This window comes from Romboutsia faecis (assembly GCF_014323405.1).
GTDB classification, from domain to species: domain Bacteria; phylum Bacillota; class Clostridia; order Peptostreptococcales; family Peptostreptococcaceae; genus Romboutsia_E; species Romboutsia_E faecis.
In genome coordinates, this window is the sequence record NZ_JACRWE010000008.1 from 95,906 (window position 1) to 113,917 (window position 18,012).

Below are 18,012 nucleotides of genomic sequence, written 5' to 3' on the forward strand. Positions count from 1 at the left end.
TTATAAAAAAATAAAAAAATCGCTGCCATTTACATACAAACTTGGCAGCGATTTTTGATAAACCTAAGTGTTTAACTACTAAGCAACTTCGTTAGCTTCAGTTCCACGAACTACATCAGCAGTAGTTATTTTGTAGTTTTTGAATATAGCATGTCCTATAAATCCAGCTAATATACTTACTAAGGCACATCCTACAGCAGTTATTATAACTTTTATTGCTGGGTTGTAAGCGAACATTACTGCAAGACCAGCTATTGGAGTAGCAGTTCCTGGAGAGTTGTTAGTAAGACCCATTAAAGCTATTATAACACCAGACATAGCTCCACCTATGAAGTTAGTAACGTATACTGGTACAGGGTTAGCAGATATTAAGTCAGCTTGAGTTAATGGCTCTATAGCAACAGCTATATTATCTTTCTTAGAACCAAACTTCATTTTTGAGAAGAATACGAAGTTCATGAAAGAAGAACCGAATACTGATAATGCACCTATTGCCATTGGAGCACCAGTTAAACCTATCATAGCAGTTAATGCCATTGAACTAAGTGGAGCAGTAGCAACAACTGTTATAAGTCCACCAAGTATTATACCCATTAATATTGGAGAAGCAGAAGAAGCTTCAGTTAAAACTGATCCTACAGTTCCTAGTACACCGTTTACTATTGGGCTAGTAACATCCCCTATTAAGTAAGCTAATGGAGTAGCTAACACTATTATTACTATTAAATCAAGACCAGCTGGTACTTTCTTTTCTAAGAATTTTATTACGAAAGATATTAAATATCCAGCTATGAAACCTGGTAATATCTTAAAGTTCATACAAGCTAAACCTACCATTACAGCATAAACTGGAGAAACTCCTAATGCTAATGGTACTAATGTAGCAGCGGCAACTCCACCTAACGAACCGTTTGCAGCTCCAACATTTTCTAAGAATTTGATTCCTAAAACTTCACCAAAGAATGAAAAATGGAAAGCTTCAACTAAGAAACTAGCACATGCAGCGTTTGCAAGTCCACCCATTGCCTTCATACCTTGTGGCGCTTTGTAGCTAAATAATGTAAATAATGCTAATACTACTAATAATAAAGCAGTACCTGTTAATATTTGTATCATAACTTTACCTCCTGATAATTTGTTTTTTATAAGTCCTAATGATACTGTTTTCCTTCGACTCATTAAGAGTGAATGAATTAATTAGATTAATTATGATTATAAAACAAACAATTGGAATTGTAAATATATTTTTTTAAAAAAGTTGAAAAAATAACAATATTATCGAAAAGTGTCGAAATTATGAAATGAATGAAATAAATTCTAAATAATTTAATATTTATATTTTAACTTATATTTTGCTAAATCTAAATTAAGTATAATGAAATTATTGAAATAAGAATAAAATTTATTTAAATGTTAATTGTACTAGTATTATCATATTATAAGGCTAGAGAAACCCTAAGATAATTTCCTGATAAAAAATAATTTAACAGTGTTTACATTTTAAAAATATATAGTTAAAATAAAAAAGACTAAGAATAAGATTCTTAGTCTTTAATGTTTTGAGATGTTGTAGATAAATTGTTAAAGTCAACATCAAACTGACATTTTAATAATATAATCTAATTAAGATTGAAAACACTAGGTATTTAAAAATCCTAGGACTTGTTCGAGAAGTGATATTTTACATTTTTTGGTAAAATATAATTACTATAACTGCTGGAAATGCCAGATTTAATTAGTATATTTATTATAAAAATACACTGACATCAAACTGACAATTTATAAAAACTGACATCAAACTGACAATGCTGCAACTTAAAAAAGTGCAGCATTGTCAGTTTGATTTTTTATATAAAAGTATTTTTTCTATATTTTCTGATGCGGTTAAATCCATTTCTTTTAAAACATGACTATATATGTTCATGGTAATTTTAATATCTGTATGACCCAGTCTTTCAGATACAGTTTTCATATCTGTATTTGCTAATATAAGCATGGATGCATGAGCATGTCGCAATGAATGAATCTTAATGTATCTCATATTTATTTTCTTTAAAAAAGTTTTATAAGCAACTGTAAAAGAACTATTATTCCAATATCTGTATTTACTATTCAAGCAAACTACATTGTGATCATTTTTTAATAAATTTTGCATCTTAAGTTTATTTTGTTTAATTTTCTCTTTCTTAAGTAGTTTCATTAAAGCTATTGGAACTGTTATATCTCTAGTACTTCCATCTGTTTTAGTTTTCCTTAAGAAATATTCTCCATCTACATATATTAAATTATTACGTATTCTTAATATGTTATGTTCAAAATCTACATCTTCCCAAAGTAGTCCTGCCATCTCTCCGAATCTTAAGCCACCTAATAAGAATAAATGCATAGGTATTTCTAAAATAGGAAAGTTAGAGCACTCTGAAAGTATTTTTTGTGCTTCTTCTACAGTATAAATATCTATGTTAGATATATCTGATCTCTTAGGCAAAATTATAAAGTCTGGAATATTCTCTTTTATTTCCCTAAGCCTATAACACTCATGTAAGACTGCATCTGTTTTATTTAATATTTCTTTTATAGTGCTTGTCTTTAGATTTGTTGTATATAAATGATTTATAAAATCTTGATAATTTTTAACGCTCAAATCTACTAACTTTTTATCTCTAAAAAAAGAATTTACGTAATTTCTTATAACTGCATTTGCGCGTTTTAATGTAGTAGGAGAAAAATCCTTAGCGGTATTATTATAATATTCATAACATCTATCTACGAATGTTTTGGACGTTGGAACTTGGAACTTATTATTATTAATAGAACTTTTTATTTCTATAAGAAGTTTTTCTGCATCTTTTTTCTTTTTAAAAGATCCTTGGCTTCTTTGTTTGCTTTTCCCAGTTTCTTCATCTAAATATTCTAGTACTACATTATAGTTTTCATTTCTTTTTCTGATAAAAACACTGTTGATGTTCAATCAGACCACCTCCTTATAAGTAAATATCTTCATAAAAATATATATTTGGAAGATTAGTAAGTACTAATTGTTTAGTATCAGATATTCTTAGAGTTGGTTTTTGCAATGCTAAATATTCAAGCCTTTTTAATAAAATTTCAACATCAACATCTAAGTATTCCGCAAGATTATGAATACAATTAATATTTTTATTCAAAGCATTAATTAACTCTTCTTCTCTCACTAAAAACTCACAAGCCCATTTATCAGCTTTATTTTCATATTTATTGTTAAGCACTTTTTCAATATAGTTAGTTTCAGCTATAGAGTTACCAAAGCTTGTGAAATAATGTCCTAATTCATGTGCTAACACATTAGTGTGAAGTCTTTTATATTCCCTTATAGAATGATCTAAAAATATCATATGTGGCATATTTTCTTTACTGACATTTAATCCTAATAAACCAATTTCTTTTAAATTAAAAAAATGAATATTGATATTTTCATTATGAGCAAGCTCATACAGGCGTTCGAGTTTTGTCATTATCAATCCCCCTTTATAAAACGAACTTATGTTCGTATAGAGAGTTTAAATAAAGAGCAGTATAACTGCTCATATACTTTTATTTATAGTAAAGTGTTTATATGATCATAAATTTCCTTTAGTTCATTTTCTTTACCGACAATACAGTTTGGATATTGTTTTATGTCTGGAATGCTCGAAATTTTAAAATCATTAGGCGTAGGAAGTCCTGATGCACAAATTAATAAATAATCTGCATATTGTATTACACCTGTAACAGCTGAAAGTTTAATAGTCATTTCTCCCATAGTTCTTCCAGCGAACAATCCCTTTAATGCACTTTTTCCATCTGTTCTTAGTATATTAATTTTTGTATCATCAATATTAACAATAGTTCCTGATTTTAAATTAAAACTTTTCATAATTACTCCCCTTTATTTTTATACATCATTTCAACCATTTTTATATATTCATTTATTTTATCAATAGCCTCATCTGGCAAATCTTCATCTATATTTATTTTTTTAGCATTTATTGTTGTAATACCTTCATCAAGTTTAGGTTTTTCTATCTGCAAGTTTCTTTCATCTGTTCTTCCAAGGAGGTAATCGACAGTAACTTCAAAATAATCTGCCATTTTAGATAAAGTAGCACTATCTGGATTTCTATTACCATTTTCCCAATTTGAAACCGTCTGTTTTGTAACGTTAAAAATTTTAGCAAATTCGACTTGATTCAAACCTAAGCTAGTTCTTTCTTTTCTAAGTATTTCATGAAATTTCATACAAACACCTCCTCTGAGTAATTTCACAATTTATTATAAACTATTTGTTGATTTTTTGGTAAAAAGTATAACAAAGTGAATATTTTTTAAAGAAAAATGTAAAAATAGTGTTGACAGTAAACTTATCGTTGTCTATAATTGTAATTGTTAAGACAACAAAATGTTGACGAAAGGAGTGAGTTAAATGCCGAATCGTAAACTTAAAGCAGAAAGAGAGTTGAAAGCTGTAAATCAATCAGATGTAGCTAAATTCTTAGGTATAAGCTCAAATACATACTGGAATAAAGAAAATGGCAAAACTGAATTTACAGTATCTGAAGCTAAAAAGCTAGCTGAATATTTTGGTGTATCTGTAGTAGATCTTTTTTTTAAAGATATAGACAACAAAAAGTTTACTGAAGGAAATATACAAAGTATATAATTAATATATTTTTTATGAAAATTGAAGTAAGTATGTATAAATAAACAGATTAAACAGGAGGAATATAATGTCAAATTTAGTAGTAGCAACAAATGAAAATATAATACCGATAAAAATCGAGGTAAATGAAAGCCAAGAACCAATTTTAAGTGGAAGAGAATTACATGAGTTTTTAGAAATCAAAACGCCATATAAAAAATGGTTTGACAGAATGAAAGAATATGGATTCGAAGAAAATATCGACTTTTGTACAGTTGGACAAAAAAGTCCAATAGCTAATGGAGGATATCAGGAAGTTATAAATCATGCTATCAAACTAGACATGGCAAAAGAAATAGCAATGATACAAAGAAGTGAAAAGGGAAAACAAGCAAGAAAGTATTTCTTACAAATAGAAAAAGATTGGAATAGTCCTGAAAAGGTAATGGCAAGAGCATTGATATTAGCAAATAAAAAAATAGATAATTTAAATTTAGTTAATGAAAAGTTGCAAATAGAAAATAAGGAATTAAAACCAAAAGCAATATTTGCAGATTCAGTAAGTGCTAGTCATACATCAATATTAGTAGGAGAGTTAGCAAAGATACTAAAGCAAAATGGAATAGATACAGGACAAAAGAGATTCTTTGAATGGTTAAGAAATAATGGATACTTAATTAAAAGAAAAGGTGCAGATTGCAATATGCCAACTCAAAAGTCTATGGAGCAAGGTTTATTTGAAATAAAAGAAACTACAATAAATCATTCAGATGGTCATATAAGCATAAGTAAAACACCTAAGGTAACAGGAAAAGGGCAAGTATATTTTATAAATAAATTAAAGCCAATGTTAGCTATATCAGAGGCATAGGAGGGAATTATGGCAACTGAAGTACAAAAATTAATAGTTAAGAATATAGATATAGATTCACTTTTAATAGCTATATCAGAACGAGAAGATATAGTAGAGGTTATGCAAATGTTTAGGGATAACAATGATTATGCTCCTAGAGAGTATCTAACAATAAAAGAATTTTCAAATTACATAAAAGCATCAGAAAGTTATGTTAGAGGTCTAGCTAAGTATGCTGAAAAAAATAAGTTATTTTCAGTAATTAAAGTTGGAAGAGAGTATAGGATAGATAGACTTAGTTACGAAAAATGGGTAGCGAATGGTGGCGTTTTTTAAGGAGGTGATGCAATTGAACATACTTATACTTCAATCTTTTGTAAAAGATTTTTCGCATAGAAAAGATGAATTAAATTTCAGGTTTGATTTATTAAAAGCATATAGAAAGATGGTGAGTTAAATGTCTAAAGGGTTAGAAAGTATAAAGAAAGTTGTTGAACATAATATCAAATATTCTACTGAGCAAATAGAAAAGTATATGAGCAAAGATAATCCAAGTATATGGATAAGTTCAATATCATACTTTGAAGGTATTAAAAGTACTAATGAAAATATTCTAAATTTAATTAATCATGAACTTAAGTTAGAAGAATATGAGCAAATGGAATATGAAGCTGAAATGCATAGTTTCGTGAGAGATGATGGTTTACCTATTGAAGTGCAGATATAAGAAAAGGGCTACTGCAATAGCCCAAATCAAAATTTACAAATAGACAATTAAATTATATCACAAATAACTCTAAAAAGAAACTGGTGATAAATGTGAGTATTGAAAATGAACTTTTAAAAGCAAAATGGTTAAGTAGATATACAGGACCAGACTATGAAAGTAATTGGGGTTTTAAGTCTGCTATTCAATTTTGTTTAGATAAAAGAGAAGAAGGATGGTCGTTACAAGAGTTTATAGACAATAAAGAACGACTAGATGAACAGTATAAAGACGTTGAAGGACCATATAAGGATGGATATATGTATGGCCTTAAACTAAACATAGAAGAACTTAATAAGGAGAGTGTAACTAATGAATAATATACAAGTAGCAAATAAAAGCGCATTGGCATTAGCAGAGTTCCAAACTGAAACAGGGCAAATTTTATCGGCTGAAACAGTAAAAAATTACTTAGTTAATGGAAATGGAAATGTAACAGATCAAGAGGTATTAATGTTTATAGAATTATGTAAAGCTCAACATCTTAATCCATTTATAAGAGAAGCTTATCTTATAAAGTTTGGAAGTTCTCCTGCAAATATAGTAGTTGGTAAAGATGTATTTGTTAAAAGAGCACATAGAAACCCTGATTATGAAGGTATGAGAGCTGGAATAGTTGTAGCAACAAAAGATGGAGAAATAAAAGAAAGAGAAGGTAGTTTAAAAACTCCAGGAGAGGAGTTAATCGGTGGTTGGTGCGAAGTATATGTTAAGAATAAAAAACATCCTATAAAGTCACTGGTTAGCTTAGAAGAGTATAGTAAATCGCAAGCAACATGGAAACAAATGCCTATGGTTATGATTAGAAAATGTGCAATAGTTACAGCATTAAGAGAAGCATTCCCAGAAGATTTAGCAGGGATGTATGATAGTGCAGAAATTAAAAATGCACCTGATAAACTTCTAGAAAAAGAAGTAAAAGTTGGGTACGCTACAACTGGTCAAAAACAAGGAATTATGAAACTTGCAAGTATGAAAGGTCTATATGATTATGAAAATCCTAAGGATATAAGCAAGATGCAAGAATTTTGTGAGAGTAATGGATATTGTTTAAAAGAACTTAAATTTGATGAAGTAGATATAATACTAGACTTACTTTCTAAATATGAACCTAAAGAAGAAGTGGTAATAGATACAGAGTTTAAAGAAGTAGTCGAAGATGATGGACAAGTAACTTTAGAGGTTTAAAATGCAAGTAATATATATGACAATATTAGCTGACATTCTAGTAATTCTAGGATGTTGGCTAGGTATAAAATTTTTAATCAAAAGATAGTAGGTGATAAACATGGCGCTTTATAGACAGATATTTATAGAGTTTTGGAAAGATCCTAAAGTTACTGAAGAAATGAGTGCTGAAGATAGATATACTCTTTTATACCTTTTAACTAATCCTCATACAACACAAATAGGAATATATCAAATAACTAAAAGACAAATAGCTTTTGATCTTGGTTACTCTACTGAAAGTGTTGGAGCTATATTAGAAAGATTTGAAAAACTATTAGGATTGATTAAATATAACCGTGAAACTAGAGAAATAGCTATTAAAAATTGGGGCAAGTATAACCTTAAAAGAGGTGGAAAACCAGTATTAGATTGTATAAAAGGTGAATTAGCAAAAGTTAAAGATAAAACCTTAATAGAATATGTAGCTAAATCTATACCTAATGAATCTATAAAAGAATTGTTTTTACGTAACGTGAACGTAACGCCAACGTGGAGTGGACAAGAAGAAGAACAAGAAGAAGAACAAGAACAAGAAGAAGAACAAGAACAACAACAAGAAAAAGAACAACAACAAGAAAAAGAAGAAAGAAATGTTGTTGTTGATGAAATAAAAAAAGCTTTTAATTCTTTTGATGATAAAACTATTAAATCAATAGAAGATTCATTTAAGAAAAAAGGAAAAGATATAAATTACTTATTAGAAAAGATAGATATAACAAAAAAAGCTAATACAAATAACGCAGCAGGTTACTTAATATCAGCTATAACAAATGATTATAAATCTAGTATTAACAATGCTAAGTGTTTTATACCTCAAGTTAAAACTAGATATCACAACATAAATCAAACTTTTATGAATTATGATCCGGATGAACTAGAAAGACTTTTACGAGAAAGTCAAAAAGGTAAATTTCAATAATTAAATTAGGGGGAGAGTTAAGTTGATTGAAAATAAAAGTAGTATAAATAATTCGATAGCATTTAATCCTGTAACAGATGATTTAACTTACAGAGGATATATGGCATTAGCATATACAGTTTGTGGAGTTAAGACTCCTAGTGGAAGATGGAAACAAATAGGTTTAAGGAAAGCTAGACAAATATTTGGGTTAAACGGGAGAGAAGCAGGTAACAAGGATAATTCAGATATTGAAGAGAAAAGGCCGAAAGAAAAACAAAGAGTAAAATCAAGAACAAATAAAAGCTTTAAATACATGAATATAAGACTTATTGATATCAACAATGGAGAAATATTTAAAATATTTAACAATGTATCAGAAGCAAGTGATTTTTTAGGAATTACTGATAATAGAGTGAATGTTTATATTTCAACAGGATACATAAGAGATAAGAAATATAAAATAGAAGCTGATCTAAATCCTAACTATGTCAAAGGGGCACATGCTAGAACCAGTGTAAGGGTAATTAATGTAAAAACTGGATTTAATAAAGAATGTGAAACGGTAAAAGAAGCTAAAGAGATTACTGGTTTAAGTGGACCTGCGATATATGTAAATGCTAGAGATAAAAGAGTTAGTAGAGACGGATGGAAATTTGAATATATAGAGGATTAAGTTATGGAGCTATACAGAGTAAAAGAATTAATAGAGTTAGCAAGAACATATATGCAAATAGGGTTTACAGAATTAGATGCAATTATAAAAGCTGAAAAGGAGCTTAACGATGAAAACATTAGCACTACTACTAATATTTGATTTAGGTTTTATAGCAGGAACAATTTGGGCTGATATTTTTAAAGATAATAAAAATACGGATAAACATATGGGGGATGAAAAATGATTATAGATTTAAGAAATATACAGGCTGAACAAGTGGAGTTTATTAATTACTTAGAAAGTAAGCCAGGTGCAATTAATCCAAAATCTAAATTTGGAGTTACAAAAGGACAAGCAATAGATTTGCTAAGCGAGTTAATGGAAGTTTGCAATGCAGCTAAAGTACAAAAATGGTGGGATAAATCAAATATAGATAAGGACAATGTAGCAGAAGAGTTAGCAGATTTAATGGCTCATATATGTAACATAGCTAATTATTTAGATATAGACTTGATACATGAAGTAGAAGAACTTCAAATAAAGTCGATAGAAGGAATTGTATTAGCTTTTGTACAAGATGTAATACTTTTATCTAACTCTAACAATAAAGCTTTTATAAGACACCGTATATTCGTTATTTTGACTAAATATATTCAATTAGTTTATGCACTAGGATTTAACATAGAAGAATTGAAAGAAGCGTATTATAAGAAATTAAAAGTAAATTATACAAGATTTTAGGGGTGGGATATATGAGTGAAGGAATAGGAGCGGATTTAAGAGCTTTTTTAGAAGAAATGTACCAAAGATATGGTCATAATGAAACAACAGTTGCTATAAGCCAAATTTTAGATAAATATATGGTTGAAGCGCAAAGGGAGAGGTTAGCTAATGCTAAAGCAAATAACTAAAGATAAATATATTGAAAGAATAGTAAATGAAAAAGAATTACGATTTAATTTGATTAAGTCTGTATATATAAGAGTTATAAAAAAAGATATAGAAACAGAGCGAAAAATGATTAACGAAGCTATGGAGTTAGTACCAATGTTTGAAACATTTGTAAAAATGTATGAGATAAGAACTGGCAAAGATAGAAAAAGTCTAAGCATATTAGAACGGGATGCATTGATTAATACATTTAAAAATAGATATGCAGACAAATTACAAGGGGGATTAAAATGAGCAAACTAAAGAGAAAAGATTTAGTAAAATTTCAAACTGGAGCAATATGCACAGTATTAAAAACTTATGTAAATGAAGAAAATCAAATGTATCAATGTGATTGTGGATCATCTACATTTACACCATTAAATATAGATTTAGAATCATTAGAAAATATAAATTACTAGGGGGAATAAAGATGAAATTACCATTTGTACTAAGAAAAAAATATGATGCTATACAAAATAAGAATATGAAGTTAATGAAAGATAAAGATAAACAATTAAAATTGGCTAGTGAGTATTCAGATACGATACTAAATAAGAATTGTGAGCTTAATACTAAGTTAATAGCAGCAGAAACTAAGAATGAAGAGTTAGAAACTAAGATAAAAGAGTTAGAGTTTTGTTTAAATGATTGTAAGTACGAAAATAAGAAAATGATAGAAAAGTTAAAACTTACAAATATAGTTAAAAAACAATTAAGTGACTTAACAGAATTAAAAGATGGTAAGAGCGGGAAACGAATAATAGAAGGTAAATCAGTACTTGTAAAAGATAAGGTACCAGGAGATAAAGTTTATAATTTAGCAAGGCTTTTAGGATAGGCAACAAGAGAATAAGAAGTAATTTTGCTATAAAACTAACTTCTTATTCTCGAATGACAATAAAATAAAAAGGAGAGGGATAAATGAATAATGTTGTAATAGTAGGTAGGTTGTCAAGAGATCCAGAACTTAGATATATACCAGGAGCAGGAACGGCAGTGGCTAGTTGTTCGATAGCAGTAGACAGAGATTACACTAAAAAAGATGGAACAAAAGAAACAGACTTTATACCTTTTGAAGTTATGGGTAAACCTGCAGAATATACGGCTAATTACTTAAGTAAAGGAAGATTAGTTGCGATACAAGGATCAGTAAGAGTTGATAGATATAAGGACCAAGCAGGACAAGATAAAACATTTACTAAGATAGCAGTTAGGAACATACAGTCATTAGAAAGTAGTAAAGCAAAAGAAGCTAAAGAGAGTGGAACATTTACACCAAGTTTTGAACCACAAGGATTAGATCCACAAGGTTTTCAAGCGATAGAAGATGATGACATACCATTCTAGACAATAAAAGGGGAAAGATTATGAAAGTACAATTTAAAATTCATTCAGAACCTATAACAAAAGCTAGACCAAGAATGAATACAAGAACAGGTAAAGCATATACACCTGCTAAAACAAAAATGTTTGAGAATTTTGTAGCACTCAGTTATGGGAATCGACATTACTTTAATGATGAATATATAAGAATTAAATTAAAATTTAAATTCAAAGTACCTAAAAGTTATAGTAAGAAAAAGTACAAGGAGGCTATAGAAGGTAAAATAAGACCGACGAAAGCTGATATTGATAATTATATCAAAGCAGTACTTGATGGATTAAATGGTAAGGCTTTTAAGGATGATAGAAATATAGTAGGAATATTAGCAGAAAAAGAATTTGCTGAAGAAGCTTGTATAGAAGTTTCAATAGAAAGTATTTAGAAAGTGGGGGACTAACATGAGTAAAGACAAAAAAGAGTTATTTAGAGAGGTAGAGGCGAGATTATATAGTTACAAAGATTTAGATATAAAAATAAAGAATAAAGAATTACAAATAGAGAAAAAGAAAAATGATTATAGAGGTTGTGGATCTATATCATATGATGAGCGTACTGGGGTTACATATAACATAAGTAGAAGTGTAGAAAAAGAAGTTGTGAAAAGAGAAAAAGATATTGCTAAGTTAGCTAAAGAAAAGATAGATTTAGAAATAGAAAAACAAAGTATCGAGAATGCACTTACAGCTTTAAATAGTGATGAAAATACTTTATTTGAATATTTTTATAATAGCAGAAATAAAAACACTATGACTTATATAGCTATAAAGATGCATAGGGATAGAAGTTATTGTTATACGATAAGACAAAATTTAGTTTATAAAGTTATGGGAATGTTATATCCCGATTATGAAGAATTACCATTATTAAATGAAAAAACAACACTTTAACAACATTTTTACTACAAAATGAAGATTTTTTAGGGGGAAAAAGGTGAGATAATAGTAGTATAGAAATTTGTATTTCTCTCTAATACCCCTATATATATGAAAATACCAGGTTTCCCCGCCTGGTATTTTTTATTTTGAGAAAAGGTGATTTTATGAAAGTTTATAAAGATATAGATGAAGTAATTAAACCTACGGAAGTTCCTAAGAAGTTATGGGAATATGAAAAAGAAATGAAGAAGAAACCTAATTTTGAACATATTAAAGAAGGTAAGAGGAAAAAGAAAAAATATAACGACTGTTATTGAAGCATATAAAGTAGGAGGTGAGCTCGTTGGCAAAGTCCAAATACTTCACTCACGTTGAGCCTAAGCTTACATTAGTTGAAGGATGGGCTAGGGATGGGCTCACTGATGAACAAATAGCAAAGAATTTAGGAATAAGCACAAAAACATTTTATGAATATAAAAAGAATTATCTACAGTTTTTACAGGCCTTAAAAAAGGGTAAGGAAGTTGTTGACTATGAAGTAGAGAATGCTCTACTAAAAAGAGCTCTAGGATATGAGTATGATGAAATAACATATGAAAATGGAAAAGAAGTAAAAAGAGTAACTAAACAAGTTGCTCCAGATACTACAGCACAAATATTCTGGTTAAAGAATAGAAGGCCAGATAAATGGAGAGATAAGCAGGTTATTGAGTCTAATAATACTGTAGAAGTTAAAAATCCATTAGAGGGATTAAGTACAGAAGAGCTAAAGAAGTTGATAAGAGATGGATAAAGAATTAATTAAATTAGAAGCTAAGAAAGAACTTGCTAGACGTGAGTTCTTTTATTTTTGTAATGCAATGGCTCCTGACTTCTATAGAGAAGATAGAGAATATATAGTTAAGCTTTGTAATGAGATGCAGGATTTTTATTATAGTGATGATGATATATTACTTATTAATATGCCTCCTCGTCATGGAAAGTCAAGAACAGCATCTTTATTTACTGAATGGGTATTTGGTAAAAATATTCATGAAAAAGTAATGACAGGATCATATAATGAAACACTATCAACTACTTTTTCAAAAGCTGTAAGGAATGCAATTCAAGAACAAAAAGCTGATGAAGATATTATTGTTTATTCTGACATATTTCCTAAAACTAAAATAAAACGTGGAGATGGAGCTAGGAGTCTTTGGGGGCTTGAAGGAGCTTATAATAGCTACTTAGCGACATCACCAGGAGGAACAGCTACAGGATTTGGTTGTTCTATTTTATTAGTTGACGACTTAATTAAAAATGCAGAAGAAGCTAACAATGAAAATGTTCTTGAAAAACATTGGGATTGGTTTACAAATACTATGCTATCTCGTCTTGAAGAAGGTGGGAAAATCATAATTATAATGACTAGATGGGCTTCTATGGACTTAGCAGGAAGAGCATTAGAACATTTTAAAGATAAAAAATGTAGACAGATACTTATGAAAGCTGTTCAAGATGATGGAAGTATGCTTTGTGAAGAAGTATTGTCAAAACAAAGTTATGAAATGAAAGTAAGAGCTATGGGAGAAGATATAGCACTAGCTAACTATCAACAAGAGCCTATAGATGCTAAAAATAAGTTATATACTAGATTTAGTACATATGAAGAATTACCGCCTTATTTTGAACAAATATTAAGTTATACAGATACCGCAGATGATGGAGAAGATAAGCTTTGTACTATTGTAGGTGGAGTTTATAAAGGTGAAGGATATGTACTTGATGTTTATTATAATGATGATCCAATGGAAGTTACTGAAAAAGAAGTACCTCATGTATTAATAAATAATAATACAGATGTAGCTATAGTTGAAAGTAATAATGGTGGTAAAAGTTTTGCTAGAAATATAAAATCAACAATAGAATCACTAAAAGGTAGAACGATAGTAAAGTGGTTTTTCCAAGGGAAAAATAAAGAAGCTAGAATATTAACTCAAAGTAGTTGGGTTATGAATAAACTTCATTTTCCGGTTAATTGGAGAGATAGGTGGCCTGAGTATTATAAAGATATGAACAAATACCAACGTAAAGGTAAGAATAAGCATGATGATGCTCCTGATGCAACTACAGGATTAGCAGAGATTATACAGGCATTTATAAGTAATACATTAGATGAAAAAACAACAACTAAGAAAGAACGTAGGAAGGTGGTGAGAAGGTAATGACAAAACCACAGGTAAGAATAAAAAAGATAATGGGTAGCAGCATAGGACAATCTAAGCAGATTGATGATATATTCAACGAATTTTACAGTCAAGGATATATTATTCAGCCTGAAATGAATATAGAAGCATTAGCTAGAATATCTGAAAACAGTGATATATTGCAAGTTTGTATAGAAGCTTATAAAAATAATATAGTTGGATTCGGGACTGTATTAGACTATAACTTTGATTACAAAGAAGATACATCAAAACAAAATATAGCTGATACTGACTGGTCCAAGTATGAAATGTTTCTAAAGTATTGCAACTTTGATGAACGATTTACAGGAGTTCTTAAGAAGTTTATAGACGATAGAGAAAGACTTGGATATGCAACTATAGAGTGTATAGCTGATGAAACTGGAGAAATATCAGAACTTCAACATATACCATCTCATACAGTTAGGCTATGCAAAGAAAGTGATCCAATAGAAGTTGAGGAAGTTATAACTGACTCAAATGGTAATGAGCGTAAAATTAAACGTTGGAAAAAATTTAAGAAGTTTATACAGATGGTGGGATCTAAGCAAGTTTACTTTAAAGAGTTAGGAGATCCTAGAAAGTTAAATAGACTTACTGGAGAATATTTAGCAGATGGGCAAGAAATGAATATAGATGATGAAGCCAACTCAATTATATTTGATAATATATATTGTCCTTATACACCATATGGATTACCACGTTATATAGGCGCTTTAGTCAAGATGATGGGTTCTAGGAATGCTGATGAACTTAATTATAAATATTTTGAAGATGGGAGACATATTCCTTTAGCTATAGTTGTTGAAAATGGACAGCTTACACAAGATAGCATCGATTTGTTAGCTGGAGCAAAAGGCCAAGATGCACAACATAAATACTTAATTCTAGAAGCTGAAGCATTTAGCAATGAGTTTAGCATGGAAGAAGGTAAATCAAATGTAAAAATACATTTCGAGAAGTTAGCAGAAATAATGCAAGATGATGCTTTATTTTTAGAATATCTTAAGAATAATAGAGATATTGTAAGAGGTTCTTTTAGGTTAGCTCCTATTTATACAGGAGATACACAAGATTATAATAAGGCTACAGCAGAAACTGCTAAACAAATAACTGAGGAACAAACATTTGAACCTCTTAGAGAAGATTTAGCAGATTTATTAAATAAGAAGTTGATGAAAGAATTAGGTATAAAATTTGTTGAACTTAAGTTTAAAGGACCAAAGACAACTGATGATACTGAAATAGCTAAAGCGCTAACGCCTTATATAGCTGGTGGTGTTGCTACTCCTAATATGTTATTAGATAGCTTAGGAAAGTTATTAGGTAAAGAATTTGAACCATTAACGGACGAGTGGGCAGATATTCCTTTGCAAGTGTACCTTGCCAATAGAAACACAAATTTAAAAACTACTTTTGAAGAACAGAATCATATATCTAAGGCTTTTGATATGCAAGATGTAATAAATCCTTTAAAGGAACTACAAAAGGCTATAGAAGGTGCTTTAAATGGATAAAGATAAACTTTGTATAATTAATGAGATATTGAAAGAGTTTATATTAGATAATGACAAGAATAAAACTTGGATATATCAAATAAATCAATCTGATGAGTGGTTAGATGCTACTTACGAAGCATTCCTGGAAATGGAAAGTGAGTTTCATAACCTTCTTAAAATTCAAAGATCGAAGATAATAGAAAGTATCGAAAATGGGGCAGTAACAAATGAGATACTTAAGATATATATAGAAAATATAGAAAAGCAGCAAGTTTTATATGAGCAAATAGTATATAAAAACTTTTTAAATATAATGAACTTGGTTAAACAAGAAATACTTTCAGAACTAGGTCAAACAAGTGTATCAATAACGTTTGACTTACTAAATGAAAAAGCACTTAAATTTTTAGAAGATAAGAAGATTAAGTTTGCAATAAAAGTAGCAGATACCACACATAAAGCTATTATAAATGAATTAGCAGAAGGATTTGAAAAGGGCGAAAGTATACAAGAGTTATCTAATAGAATTAAGAATATGCCTGAGTTTGATATGAAAAGAGCTACAGTAGTTGCTAGAACGGAAATAATAAGTTCAAGTAATGCAGGAACACTACAAGGGTATAAAGAAAGTGGAGTTGTTATAGGTAAAGAATGGAGTTCTACTAAGGATGAAAGAACTAGAGATCATCATAAAGATGTAGAAGGACAAAGAGTTGCACTTGATAATCCATTTATTGTTGATGGAGATTTACTAGATTATCCTGGAGATAATAGCTATGATGCCAAAGCTTCTAATGTTATTCAATGTAGATGTTCATTAAAACCTATACTGGAAGGTGAGGTGATATAGGATGAAACAATTAGATGTTAAAATAGCTAAACTGGATGAAGAAAATAGAATTGTAGAAGGTGTGGTTTATAGACCGTCAAAGGAATTTGATGAAAATGGTAATCCAACTGATTATACTGATAGTCATGGAGATTGGGCTACAGTAGAGGATGTTAAGAAAGCATCTCATAAATTTATGGAGAAGCTCATGAACACAGTTAATAAAGCTAATGCTGGAGTTGATAAGCAACATAATGAGATAGGTGGATATGGATATGTTGTAGAAAATTATATATCTAAATGTGATATACCTGATATAGGAGTTCTAAAAGACGATTGGGTAGCTGCTATAAAAGTTACTGATGATATAACTTGGAATGATATCAAACTTGGTAATATAACTGGGTTTAGTATAGGTGGAACTGCAATATATGTGGAGGGAGGTGAGTAAAATGCCTAGAATGAAAGATTTAGATATAGACTTTATTAGTTTAGTTAATAAAGGAGCAAATAAGCAAACAGTAAAAATTTATAAAGCTGATGAAGAACCTGTAAATTCTGATGATGAAGAGTTTAGAGGTTTTTTTAATGTTTTAAAAAGCTTTTTTACTAAAGATAAAAAAGAAGATATCAAGAAAAGTACATATGTTACAGACTTTAATCAATTAGTTGGTGAAGCCGTTATTGAAGAAAGAATTAGAGAAGCTAGATGGGCTCTAATGGATTCGTTAGAAAATACATTACTAGAACCTACTATAACAGATAAAGCGGGGCATATGGCTATTCAAATTGATGCTTTTAAGAATTATGTATTAAATACTGTTAATACGGTAGGTATTCAAAAGTCTTTAGAGCAGATAAAGGAAATAAGAAAATCTAAGGAGGAAGAGGAAATGAAAGCAGAAGATATAAAGAAAATGCTTGATGATGCTTTAGCTCCAATAAAAGACGAGTTAAAAGTATTAAAAGGTGAAGAGGAAGCTCCAGAAGTTGATGAAGGAAAAGGAGAAGAAACTCCACCAGAACCAACACAAGAAGAAGTAATAGCTAAAGCTATAAAAGAAGCTACAGAGCCTTTAATGAATGAGATAACAGAATTAAAGAAATCAAGACGTGCTCCACAATCATTAGACACTAATCTAGGAGCAGGACAAGAAGTAAAAAAATCTTATATAGGTGCATTCGAAGGAATGTTTAACTAGGAG

At 29.6% G+C, this 18,012-nt stretch carries 29 protein-coding genes; 24 read left to right on the forward strand and 5 right to left on the reverse strand.

What is annotated here, in order from left to right; genetic code table 11:
- Positions 1-78: 78 nt before the first annotated feature.
- The 5 genes from H8923_RS14345 to H8923_RS14365 all read right to left on the reverse strand — a co-directional run bounded on the left by H8923_RS14345 (position 79) and on the right by H8923_RS14365 (position 4,257).
- The gene (locus tag H8923_RS14345) at positions 79-1,116 is read right to left on the reverse strand and encodes a PTS sugar transporter subunit IIC (RefSeq protein WP_153972621.1); all 1,038 of its coding nucleotides are present in this window, start codon (positions 1,114-1,116) and stop codon (positions 79-81) included.
- Between the two features lie 718 nt (positions 1,117-1,834).
- The gene (locus tag H8923_RS14350) at positions 1,835-2,971 is read right to left on the reverse strand and encodes a site-specific integrase (RefSeq protein WP_153972622.1); all 1,137 of its coding nucleotides are present in this window, start codon (positions 2,969-2,971) and stop codon (positions 1,835-1,837) included.
- A 13-nt stretch (positions 2,972-2,984) separates the two neighbouring features.
- A complete protein-coding gene (locus H8923_RS14355) occupies positions 2,985-3,494 on the reverse strand; it encodes an ImmA/IrrE family metallo-endopeptidase (RefSeq protein WP_153972623.1) in 510 nt (169 codons plus the stop codon).
- Between the two features lie 83 nt (positions 3,495-3,577).
- On the reverse strand, positions 3,578-3,895 hold the full coding sequence (locus tag H8923_RS14360; RefSeq protein ID WP_153972624.1) for a hypothetical protein: 318 nt from the start codon (positions 3,893-3,895) through the stop codon (positions 3,578-3,580).
- A 2-nt stretch (positions 3,896-3,897) separates the two neighbouring features.
- Positions 3,898-4,257 (reverse strand): helix-turn-helix domain-containing protein, encoded by a 360-nt coding sequence (locus H8923_RS14365; protein WP_153972625.1) that lies wholly within the window; start codon positions 4,255-4,257, stop codon positions 3,898-3,900.
- A 184-nt stretch (positions 4,258-4,441) separates the two neighbouring features.
- Between H8923_RS14365 and H8923_RS14370 the strand changes: the two genes are divergently transcribed.
- The 24 genes from H8923_RS14370 (at position 4,442) to H8923_RS14485 (ending at position 18,009) form a co-directional block, all read left to right on the forward strand.
- Complete coding sequence (locus tag H8923_RS14370) at positions 4,442-4,678, forward strand: helix-turn-helix transcriptional regulator (protein ID WP_153972626.1); 237 nt, start codon at positions 4,442-4,444, stop codon at positions 4,676-4,678.
- A gap of 67 nt (positions 4,679-4,745) precedes the next feature.
- Entirely contained in the window at positions 4,746-5,528 is a 783-nt protein-coding gene (locus tag H8923_RS14375; RefSeq protein ID WP_153972627.1) for a phage antirepressor KilAC domain-containing protein, read from the forward strand.
- 9 nt (positions 5,529-5,537) lie between these two features.
- Positions 5,538-5,846: a hypothetical protein gene (locus H8923_RS14380; RefSeq protein ID WP_153972628.1), complete on the forward strand. Its 309-nt coding sequence runs from the start codon at positions 5,538-5,540 to the stop codon at positions 5,844-5,846.
- Between the two features lie 121 nt (positions 5,847-5,967).
- Positions 5,968-6,237, forward strand: coding sequence for a hypothetical protein (locus H8923_RS14385; protein ID WP_153972629.1), 270 nt, complete (start codon positions 5,968-5,970; stop codon positions 6,235-6,237).
- A gap of 92 nt (positions 6,238-6,329) precedes the next feature.
- The gene (locus H8923_RS14390; protein ID WP_153972630.1) at positions 6,330-6,596 is read left to right on the forward strand and encodes a hypothetical protein; all 267 of its coding nucleotides are present in this window, start codon (positions 6,330-6,332) and stop codon (positions 6,594-6,596) included.
- On the forward strand, positions 6,589-7,464 hold the full coding sequence (gene bet, locus H8923_RS14395; RefSeq protein WP_153972631.1) for a phage recombination protein Bet: 876 nt from the start codon (positions 6,589-6,591) through the stop codon (positions 7,462-7,464). The genes H8923_RS14390 and bet overlap by 8 nt, the downstream gene beginning before the upstream one ends.
- Positions 7,465-7,564: 100 nt before the next feature.
- A complete protein-coding gene (locus H8923_RS14400) occupies positions 7,565-8,425 on the forward strand; it encodes a cyclic nucleotide-binding domain-containing protein (protein ID WP_153972632.1) in 861 nt (286 codons plus the stop codon).
- 22 nt (positions 8,426-8,447) lie between these two features.
- Positions 8,448-9,080, forward strand: a complete 633-nt coding sequence (locus H8923_RS14405) for a hypothetical protein (RefSeq protein WP_153972633.1) — start codon at positions 8,448-8,450, stop codon at positions 9,078-9,080.
- 3 nt (positions 9,081-9,083) lie between these two features.
- Complete coding sequence (locus H8923_RS14410) at positions 9,084-9,221, forward strand: hypothetical protein (RefSeq protein ID WP_153972634.1); 138 nt, start codon at positions 9,084-9,086, stop codon at positions 9,219-9,221.
- Positions 9,222-9,302: 81 nt separating this feature from the next.
- The gene (locus H8923_RS14415) at positions 9,303-9,803 is read left to right on the forward strand and encodes a dUTP diphosphatase (RefSeq protein ID WP_153972635.1); all 501 of its coding nucleotides are present in this window, start codon (positions 9,303-9,305) and stop codon (positions 9,801-9,803) included.
- Between the two features lie 11 nt (positions 9,804-9,814).
- Positions 9,815-9,973, forward strand: a complete 159-nt coding sequence (locus H8923_RS14420) for an aspartyl-phosphate phosphatase Spo0E family protein (RefSeq protein ID WP_153972636.1) — start codon at positions 9,815-9,817, stop codon at positions 9,971-9,973.
- Positions 9,954-10,247 (forward strand): hypothetical protein, encoded by a 294-nt coding sequence (locus H8923_RS14425; protein ID WP_153972637.1) that lies wholly within the window; start codon positions 9,954-9,956, stop codon positions 10,245-10,247. Before H8923_RS14420 ends, H8923_RS14425 begins: the two co-directional genes overlap by 20 nt.
- The gene (locus H8923_RS14430; protein WP_153972638.1) at positions 10,244-10,414 is read left to right on the forward strand and encodes a hypothetical protein; all 171 of its coding nucleotides are present in this window, start codon (positions 10,244-10,246) and stop codon (positions 10,412-10,414) included. The genes H8923_RS14425 and H8923_RS14430 overlap by 4 nt, the downstream gene beginning before the upstream one ends.
- 11 nt (positions 10,415-10,425) lie before the next feature.
- Complete coding sequence (locus tag H8923_RS14435; protein WP_153972639.1) at positions 10,426-10,833, forward strand: hypothetical protein; 408 nt, start codon at positions 10,426-10,428, stop codon at positions 10,831-10,833.
- An 83-nt stretch (positions 10,834-10,916) separates the two neighbouring features.
- Positions 10,917-11,342, forward strand: a complete 426-nt coding sequence (locus H8923_RS14440) for a single-stranded DNA-binding protein (RefSeq protein WP_153972640.1) — start codon at positions 10,917-10,919, stop codon at positions 11,340-11,342.
- A 20-nt stretch (positions 11,343-11,362) separates the two neighbouring features.
- On the forward strand, positions 11,363-11,761 hold the full coding sequence (locus H8923_RS14445) for a RusA family crossover junction endodeoxyribonuclease (protein ID WP_153972641.1): 399 nt from the start codon (positions 11,363-11,365) through the stop codon (positions 11,759-11,761).
- Between the two features lie 16 nt (positions 11,762-11,777).
- Positions 11,778-12,266: a hypothetical protein gene (locus H8923_RS14450; RefSeq protein WP_153972642.1), complete on the forward strand. Its 489-nt coding sequence runs from the start codon at positions 11,778-11,780 to the stop codon at positions 12,264-12,266.
- Positions 12,267-12,418: 152 nt separating this feature from the next.
- The gene (locus H8923_RS14455; protein ID WP_153972643.1) at positions 12,419-12,571 is read left to right on the forward strand and encodes a hypothetical protein; all 153 of its coding nucleotides are present in this window, start codon (positions 12,419-12,421) and stop codon (positions 12,569-12,571) included.
- A gap of 17 nt (positions 12,572-12,588) precedes the next feature.
- Complete coding sequence (locus H8923_RS14460) at positions 12,589-13,047, forward strand: transposase (protein ID WP_334298850.1); 459 nt, start codon at positions 12,589-12,591, stop codon at positions 13,045-13,047.
- Positions 13,040-14,458, forward strand: coding sequence for a phage terminase large subunit (gene terL, locus H8923_RS14465; protein ID WP_153972645.1), 1,419 nt, complete (start codon positions 13,040-13,042; stop codon positions 14,456-14,458). Before H8923_RS14460 ends, terL begins: the two co-directional genes overlap by 8 nt.
- Positions 14,458-15,996, forward strand: coding sequence for a phage portal protein (locus tag H8923_RS14470; RefSeq protein WP_153972646.1), 1,539 nt, complete (start codon positions 14,458-14,460; stop codon positions 15,994-15,996). The genes terL and H8923_RS14470 overlap by 1 nt, the downstream gene beginning before the upstream one ends.
- Positions 15,989-16,828 carry a phage head morphogenesis protein gene (locus H8923_RS14475; protein WP_153972647.1) on the forward strand — a complete coding sequence of 280 codons (840 nt, stop codon included), beginning with the start codon at positions 15,989-15,991 and terminating at the stop codon, positions 16,826-16,828. The genes H8923_RS14470 and H8923_RS14475 overlap by 8 nt, the downstream gene beginning before the upstream one ends.
- 1 nt (position 16,829) lies before the next feature.
- Positions 16,830-17,258, forward strand: coding sequence for an XkdF-like putative serine protease domain-containing protein (locus H8923_RS14480; protein WP_153972648.1), 429 nt, complete (start codon positions 16,830-16,832; stop codon positions 17,256-17,258).
- Between the two features lies 1 nt (position 17,259).
- Positions 17,260-18,009, forward strand: coding sequence for a hypothetical protein (locus tag H8923_RS14485; protein WP_153972649.1), 750 nt, complete (start codon positions 17,260-17,262; stop codon positions 18,007-18,009).
- The last annotated feature ends 3 nt before the right edge of the window (positions 18,010-18,012 follow it).

Excerpts from the sequence above, each read along its gene's own strand:
- H8923_RS14345 (WP_153972621.1), bottom strand. The coding sequence starts at position 1,116 with ATGATACAAATATTAACAGGTACTGCTTTATTATTAGTAGTATTAGCA.
- H8923_RS14355 (WP_153972623.1), bottom strand. The coding sequence starts at position 3,494 with ATGACAAAACTCGAACGCCTGTATGAGCTTGCTCATAATGAAAATATC.
- H8923_RS14360 (WP_153972624.1), bottom strand. The coding sequence starts at position 3,895 with ATGAAAAGTTTTAATTTAAAATCAGGAACTATTGTTAATATTGATGAT.
- H8923_RS14365 (WP_153972625.1), bottom strand. The coding sequence starts at position 4,257 with ATGAAATTTCATGAAATACTTAGAAAAGAAAGAACTAGCTTAGGTTTG.
- H8923_RS14370 (WP_153972626.1), top strand. The coding sequence starts at position 4,442 with ATGCCGAATCGTAAACTTAAAGCAGAAAGAGAGTTGAAAGCTGTAAAT.
- H8923_RS14375 (WP_153972627.1), top strand. The coding sequence starts at position 4,746 with ATGTCAAATTTAGTAGTAGCAACAAATGAAAATATAATACCGATAAAA.
- H8923_RS14380 (WP_153972628.1), top strand. The coding sequence starts at position 5,538 with ATGGCAACTGAAGTACAAAAATTAATAGTTAAGAATATAGATATAGAT.
- H8923_RS14385 (WP_153972629.1), top strand. The coding sequence starts at position 5,968 with ATGTCTAAAGGGTTAGAAAGTATAAAGAAAGTTGTTGAACATAATATC.
- bet (WP_153972631.1), top strand. The coding sequence starts at position 6,589 with ATGAATAATATACAAGTAGCAAATAAAAGCGCATTGGCATTAGCAGAG.
- H8923_RS14400 (WP_153972632.1), top strand. The coding sequence starts at position 7,565 with ATGGCGCTTTATAGACAGATATTTATAGAGTTTTGGAAAGATCCTAAA.
- H8923_RS14410 (WP_153972634.1), top strand. The coding sequence starts at position 9,084 with ATGGAGCTATACAGAGTAAAAGAATTAATAGAGTTAGCAAGAACATAT.
- H8923_RS14415 (WP_153972635.1), top strand. The coding sequence starts at position 9,303 with ATGATTATAGATTTAAGAAATATACAGGCTGAACAAGTGGAGTTTATT.
- H8923_RS14420 (WP_153972636.1), top strand. The coding sequence starts at position 9,815 with ATGAGTGAAGGAATAGGAGCGGATTTAAGAGCTTTTTTAGAAGAAATG.
- H8923_RS14425 (WP_153972637.1), top strand. The coding sequence starts at position 9,954 with ATGCTAAAGCAAATAACTAAAGATAAATATATTGAAAGAATAGTAAAT.
- H8923_RS14430 (WP_153972638.1), top strand. The coding sequence starts at position 10,244 with ATGAGCAAACTAAAGAGAAAAGATTTAGTAAAATTTCAAACTGGAGCA.
- H8923_RS14435 (WP_153972639.1), top strand. The coding sequence starts at position 10,426 with ATGAAATTACCATTTGTACTAAGAAAAAAATATGATGCTATACAAAAT.
- H8923_RS14440 (WP_153972640.1), top strand. The coding sequence starts at position 10,917 with ATGAATAATGTTGTAATAGTAGGTAGGTTGTCAAGAGATCCAGAACTT.
- H8923_RS14445 (WP_153972641.1), top strand. The coding sequence starts at position 11,363 with ATGAAAGTACAATTTAAAATTCATTCAGAACCTATAACAAAAGCTAGA.
- H8923_RS14450 (WP_153972642.1), top strand. The coding sequence starts at position 11,778 with ATGAGTAAAGACAAAAAAGAGTTATTTAGAGAGGTAGAGGCGAGATTA.
- H8923_RS14455 (WP_153972643.1), top strand. The coding sequence starts at position 12,419 with ATGAAAGTTTATAAAGATATAGATGAAGTAATTAAACCTACGGAAGTT.
- terL (WP_153972645.1), top strand. The coding sequence starts at position 13,040 with ATGGATAAAGAATTAATTAAATTAGAAGCTAAGAAAGAACTTGCTAGA.
- H8923_RS14470 (WP_153972646.1), top strand. The coding sequence starts at position 14,458 with ATGACAAAACCACAGGTAAGAATAAAAAAGATAATGGGTAGCAGCATA.
- H8923_RS14475 (WP_153972647.1), top strand. The coding sequence starts at position 15,989 with ATGGATAAAGATAAACTTTGTATAATTAATGAGATATTGAAAGAGTTT.
- H8923_RS14480 (WP_153972648.1), top strand. The coding sequence starts at position 16,830 with ATGAAACAATTAGATGTTAAAATAGCTAAACTGGATGAAGAAAATAGA.
- H8923_RS14485 (WP_153972649.1), top strand. The coding sequence starts at position 17,260 with ATGCCTAGAATGAAAGATTTAGATATAGACTTTATTAGTTTAGTTAAT.